This is a genomic window from Thiohalorhabdus sp. (assembly GCF_036628635.1).
Lineage (GTDB): Bacteria > Pseudomonadota > Gammaproteobacteria > Thiohalorhabdales > Thiohalorhabdaceae > Thiohalorhabdus.
Window position 1 is genome coordinate 1 of record NZ_JAZKRM010000082.1, and the last position, 5,610, is coordinate 5,610.

Below are 5,610 nucleotides of genomic sequence, written 5' to 3' on the forward strand. Positions count from 1 at the left end.
CGGATGGCTTCCAGGAGGGTGGATTTGCCCTCCTCGTTGGCCCCGCCGATGACGGCGAGGCCCGTCGGCAGCTCCCCGATTTCCACGGGCCCGGTTAGCTTGCGGAAGTTGGTGACGCGAATGCGCTGGAGTTGCACGGCTCAGCCCTCCCCGTAACGGCGGTAGGCGGCCAGGAGCATCTCCAGGGCCGTGGCATCCGCAGGCTCCCCGGCCTCGGCTCCCTGCCGCAGGCGCTCGGCGGCTGTGGCGACGAAGCCGGCGCCGTCCAGGGCAGCGAGGTCGGCTTCCGTGGCGCGGGTGGTCAGCTCGGTATCGGCCACCCGCAGATGCCGCAGCCGCCCGCCCCAGTCCTCAAGGGTCTCGTCCAGGGCGGCCTTGTCGGCGAGGGTCAGGGCGCCGTGTAGGGTGAGATTCACCACCTGGTCGGTGGCGGGCTCGCCGAGGGCGGCCAGACGATCGGCCAGGGCCGCCACATCGTCTGCTTCGTGCAGGGACTGGCTCAAGCGGTGCCAGTGGTAGCGGGTAGTGGGCCGGGCCGCCACCCCAGGGGCACCGCCCTCGTACGGGAGGGTCACCAACAGGGTATGGCCCGGATCCTTGCTGGTGAAGCGGTCTGTCTCCGGGGTGCCGGCGTACCAGGTGCGCTCATTCACCTGGAGGGTGCCGTGCCAGTCGCCCAGGGCGAGGTAGGCAAGATCGGCCGTGGCAGCGCGGTCCAGGGCAATGGGGTTGGCGGCGTCCGCCTCGGCGGGCAGGAAGCCGGTAACGCTGCCGTGGGCCAGACCCACGAGGGTATAGCCGGCAGGGATCGCGGCCTCGTCGAACCAGGCCGTCACATCGGCGGGCTCGTGGCGTCGCTGCAAGGGCGCCGGCAGGACCGCCAGGCCGGCGTCTTCCAGGAGGACGGGCTCCGGGGTGGTGGCGAGGTGGACGTGTTCAGGGACCGCCCCCAGCCGCTCGGCCCGGTCCCAGACGCTTTCGGCGACGGCGGCATCGTGGTTGCCGGGCAGCAGCACCCAGGGGCCTGGAAAGGCGCGCAGGCGCTCGAAGACCTGGCGGATGGTGCGGTCCCCGACGGACTGGGCATCGAAGACGTCGCCGGCCACCAGCACGGCGTCCACCGCCTCCCCCCGGGCCAGCTCCGCCAGGGCACTCACGGTCTCCAGGCGCTGGTTGCGCAGGGCGGCGCCGTCGTCGCCGGGGATCTGGCCGAAGCCCTTGCCAATCTGCCAGTCGGCGGTGTGGAGGATGCGGAGCGTCAAATTTCACCTCTATGGGGAAGAGATAGAGAAGCAGCATTGGCAGAGAACGCGACAAATCAGGTCGCGACAAAACAACCCTCTCTTAAAAAGTTATACCCCTCCCCCATATAGCCCGGCGGTTTCGTTAGTCAGGCGGCCCACCTCCGCTCGGAGCGCTTCCGGCTGGATTACCTGAACATTCGGCCCAAATCCCAAAAGCCACCACCGCAGGGCCTCGGTATCAGGCACGTTTGCGGAAACCTCCGCCGAACCGTCTGAACGAAATTCCATAGCCTGGTCCGAAGTTAAGGGCCGCTCCTGCAAATGGAAGGCGACTTCCCGGGTAACCCGCATTACCAAGGCCAGCTCATCCGAATTGCGGGGATAGGAGAAGGCGGCCTGGTCCTCCAGGTAATGATCCAGATCGAAGCCCGCCGGCGGTTGGACCGCCTCGTCCAAGACGGTGGGAGAGTCCATGCGGTGGAGGGCCAACTGGCGGGCCTCGGGTTTGTCATCCACCCGGGCCACGAGGTAGTAAACGCCGTCTCGCCCCACTAGCCCCAGCGGGTGGATCCGCCGCCGATCGTAACTGTCCCGGCTGCGGCTGTAGTAGCCCGCCTCCAGCTGGCGCTCTTCCAACAAGGCCTGGTAGACCCGGTCCCGTACATCCGCCGATACTTCCGGCGTGCCGAGGGCCGGGCCACTGTCCACCAATCGCACCTTGGCCCGCCAGTGCCCCAGGTGGGATTCCCCGAGCACCGCCTCAGAGCGGTCGAAGTACGGGCCCAGCACCTCCATGAGCGAGGGCGGGAAAAGGCCCTCGAGGTGGTCCCGGGCCAGCTGGAAGGTCAGCGCGGTGGATGGACTCATGGCCGGGATCTCCTGCATGGCCCCGGTCTTCAACCAGGACCACCGCAATCCCGGCCCCTCGGACTCGCTGACCAGCGGGAACAGGGTGGACAACCGTTCGAGGTCGCGCTGGAGGGTGCGGCGGTCCACCTCCAGGCCTTCGGCTTTCAGGGCGTCGTGCAGCTCGGAGGTGGCCCGGGATTGGGGTTGCTGGGGGACCTTGCCAAGGACGACCCACTGGCGATAGATGGCGTCGGTGCTCTTGCGCATGCCTATGTCCTGGGAATCGGGACCGCCATCACGACACAGGCTGACGGGGGAGGCAACCCTGGGGATTCCCTGAACCGCCATGAACACGGTGGGAGTCAACCGGGACGCGGCACGTGGGAAGTCGGTACGCAGAGGCATTCCCGGCTTGGCCGGACTTTCCCGCCCTCGTGCGCGCAGCCAAGCGATCGGTGAAACGGGCCCCTTCGGCAGATTGCCGCGCCCCGCCACTAAACCAGGACCGGTAAGGAGCGACTAGCAGGCCGCCGTCGGGGTTTAGTGGCGGGGCTCGCAATGCCCCCCTTTTCATGATCTGCTTTCTTCATTGAACGTCGACCCCCCTTTTGCGGCACCTCAAAACCGCTCGACGAGCATCAGCAGCGGCGACAGCACGTCCAGACGCCGAACCCAGGCATGGGGCATGGAGTGGACGCCCTGCCAGACCCCGTAGAGTTGACCGGCGATTGCGGCGGTGGAGTCGCTGTCGCCGCCGTGACTGGCGGCGATGCGCACGACATCCGGGAAATCCCGCCCCCGCAGGGCGGCGTACACCCCGATGGCCAGGGCCTCTTCGGCCACCCAGCCTTCGCCAAGCGCCCGGACATCGTCAAAGGGGTCTTCCGAGGGCACCCGGGCCCGTTCCAGGGCCTGGCGCAGGCTTTCGTGGACCTCGGGCGCCCCGAGCTCACCGACCACCAGCGGGAAGGCGTTCACCGTGGCCTCGGAGAGGCTCTGGCCGCCGGCGAGGTGCCGAACCATGGCCGCCATGGCCCCGGCGGCGGCGTAGCCGGCCGGGTGGCCGTGGGTGAGCGCGGCGCTCTTGGCCCCGACCTCGTAGGCCTGTTCGGCCGACCAGCCGGGCACCAGACCCACGGGCGCCACCCGCATCACCCCGCCGCAGCCTTTGCTGTCGTTGGCGGGGTATTCCGGGGTTCCCCCTCCCCCATCGCGGAGGGCGTCCAGGCAGGTCAGGCCCGGCGCCCGGAGCTGCTGCAGGCGCGGGCCCGTGGCGAGCTGGTCGATGGCCCCGTAGGTCTGAAGCGTTGGCGTACCCTCCTGGGTCTCCAGCCAAGCCAGGTAGGCGGTCCGGACCTTGGCGACGGCGTCGTCGATGCCGACCTCCCCGGGCGGACCGGCCTCCAACAGCCCGGCCAGGGTAAACAGGGTCATCTGGGTGTCGTCGCTGACCACCAGCTCGCCCTGGCGAGTCAGCTGGGGGTTGGCCATCCCCTCCCCACCGAATTCCGCCCGGATCTGGTCCTCGGACCAGAATTCCACGGCGTAACCAAAGCCGTCCCCCAGGGCACCCCCGACCAGGGCCCCGAGGACCCGGTTGTCCTGCTCTTCCGACCGTTCCCCGGGGCGCAGGGCGCGCAGGTAACGCTCCTGGCCAGCGGTCTCGACCGCCCCCGGCCGGGCCCGGCGCACGCTCTTGAGCGCGGCCTCGGGGTCCCAGCCAAGCTCCACCAGCAGCCGCCCCGCCACCAGGCCGGCCCGTCCCAGACCACCACGACAATGGACCACGACCCGCCCACCCCGGCGAATGATGCGCCGCAGCCTCAGCCCGTCGTACAGCCAGCGCCGCTCGAAGTCGTCATCGGGCACCCCGCCATCCGGAATGGGCAGCCAGCTCCAGTCCATCCCGGCCATCTCGGCCGCCTCGCCAAGCTCACCGACACCCAGGTGATCGAATTCCCGGGCCTCGATGAGGGTTACCAGGTGGTCGGCCTCCCAATGGGCCATCGCCCGGAGATCGGCCCCCAGATCCCGGTCGTGCGGACCGGCCAGGCCGTAGGGGTCGGTCTTGCCGGGGCAGAAGGTCAGGCCGATGGCCCCCATGCCTGGGAGCTCCACGGCGTCGATGCGTAACGAGTCCGAACCCATGGGTCACCTCTTCGTTGGAGCCAGGGAAGAGGCTACCGCAGGGAGGCGACAATTTGCATCGCAAAGCAAGCTAGGCGTGCTGTAGCAAGACGTTGTGCCCGGTCACCCCAGGACCGCTGATGGGTGGGTGATCGTTCAGGCGCCCATGAGGGCGTAGGCAGAGCCCATTCTTGCAGCGCCGTACTGCTCCAGGCGGACGGCCTGGCGCTGCCAAGCCCAGGGCGGCAGAACCGTTCGGTACTCCGCCGCCTTCGAGGCCGCCCGGATCCCGCCCTCCTCCAGCAGCACGGCCACCGCCGGGCAGAAAATCTGCGGGGGGTGGCCCCACCGCTCCAGCTCCAGGATCAGCTCATCGAGGACGGTGGCGTCGTCGGGCAGGTTTTCACCGGGGAATCCCCGGGCCAGACCCCAAAGGGTCATGCCCTCGGGCCGGACATAGCGCCGGTCGCCCGCGGTGGGGCCGTATTCCAGGCCGGGAAAGGCCCGGTGCCCAGGTACGCGGGTGGCGATGGTAGGGGCGGTGAGGTAGTTGGTGCTGGTCATGGTCCTCTCCTGCCGGTTGTGGGATGGGCAGGAAAGGGCGAGCGGGGAGTCAGGCTTGCGGGGAGAAGAACCCCTCTTCCAAGGATTGGATTCCGCCGAGGGTAACCTCAAAGCGGGTCCGAAGGAGTCCCCTGCTCCGAAAAACCTCGCAAGCTCCTGTTTTTTATGGTGCCCCCCCCAGGACTTGAACCTGGGATTAAGGGATTATGAGTAACCTTGCCCGAACCTGAGCGAATGGAGAAACGGGCAAAGGTTCACCCCACAGTTCACCCCAACAAAAAAGGCTCTACGCTGAAGAGCGTAGAGCCTTGATTTAGATGGTGGGCCGTGCTGGATTCGAACCAGCGACCCGCTGATTAAGAGTCAGCTGCTCTGCCAACTGAGCTAACGGCCCATCGGTACGACATTTCCAGCAATTGGGGTGAGCGAGGAGATTCGAACTCCCGACCACCGGAGCCACAATCCGGGGCTCTACCAGCTGAGCTACGCTCACCATTGATACGGTCCGACAGGCGGCCGGTTGGGCTCGCGGCGCCCGCGGCCGAACCGGTTGGTGCGCCTGGCGGGACTTGAACCCACAACCTACGGCTTAGAAGGCCGTTGCTCTATCCGGTTGAGCTACAGGCGCCAGGAATCCGCGACAAGCAACAGGTTGCGGGCCCGATCCGGGGATTTTGGTCGGGGTCGCCGCTGGTGGGCCGCCCCGAACTCTGCGAGATCCAACAATTTGGTCGGGGTCACCGCTACGGGCCGTCCCCAAACCCTTTAGGGGGCCGTATATGGTCGGGGTCACCGCCTTACGGCGCCGCCCCGGGCCATTTAGGGA

5 protein-coding genes and 4 tRNA genes are annotated in these 5,610 nt (G+C 67.8%); all 9 read right to left on the minus strand.

Annotated features, from left to right (window positions below):
• Positions 1-137: AAA family ATPase (locus V5A19_RS14435; RefSeq protein ID WP_443081506.1), on the minus strand; the 137-nt coding region annotated here is incomplete at its 3' end.
• A 3-nt stretch (positions 138-140) separates the two neighbouring features.
• The gene (locus tag V5A19_RS13480) at positions 141-1,262 is read right to left on the minus strand and encodes a metallophosphoesterase family protein (RefSeq protein WP_332319796.1); all 1,122 of its coding nucleotides are present in this window, start codon (positions 1,260-1,262) and stop codon (positions 141-143) included.
• A 90-nt stretch (positions 1,263-1,352) separates the two neighbouring features.
• A complete protein-coding gene (locus V5A19_RS13485; protein ID WP_332327926.1) occupies positions 1,353-2,360 on the minus strand; it encodes a helix-turn-helix transcriptional regulator in 1,008 nt (335 codons plus the stop codon).
• Between the two features lie 351 nt (positions 2,361-2,711).
• The gene (locus V5A19_RS13490; RefSeq protein WP_332319794.1) at positions 2,712-4,241 is read right to left on the minus strand and encodes an ADP-ribosylglycohydrolase family protein; all 1,530 of its coding nucleotides are present in this window, start codon (positions 4,239-4,241) and stop codon (positions 2,712-2,714) included.
• A gap of 135 nt (positions 4,242-4,376) precedes the next feature.
• Positions 4,377-4,784 carry a hypothetical protein gene (locus tag V5A19_RS13495; RefSeq protein ID WP_332319793.1) on the minus strand — a complete coding sequence of 136 codons (408 nt, stop codon included), beginning with the start codon at positions 4,782-4,784 and terminating at the stop codon, positions 4,377-4,379.
• Between the two features lie 166 nt (positions 4,785-4,950).
• A tRNA-Met gene (locus tag V5A19_RS13500) sits at positions 4,951-5,019 on the minus strand.
• Positions 5,020-5,102: 83 nt separating this feature from the next.
• Positions 5,103-5,178, minus strand: a tRNA-Lys gene (locus tag V5A19_RS13505).
• Positions 5,179-5,201: 23 nt separating this feature from the next.
• Positions 5,202-5,277, minus strand: a tRNA-His gene (locus V5A19_RS13510).
• Positions 5,278-5,335: 58 nt separating this feature from the next.
• Positions 5,336-5,412: transfer RNA gene (locus V5A19_RS13515), tRNA-Arg, on the minus strand.
• Between the last annotated feature and the right edge of the window lie 198 nt (positions 5,413-5,610).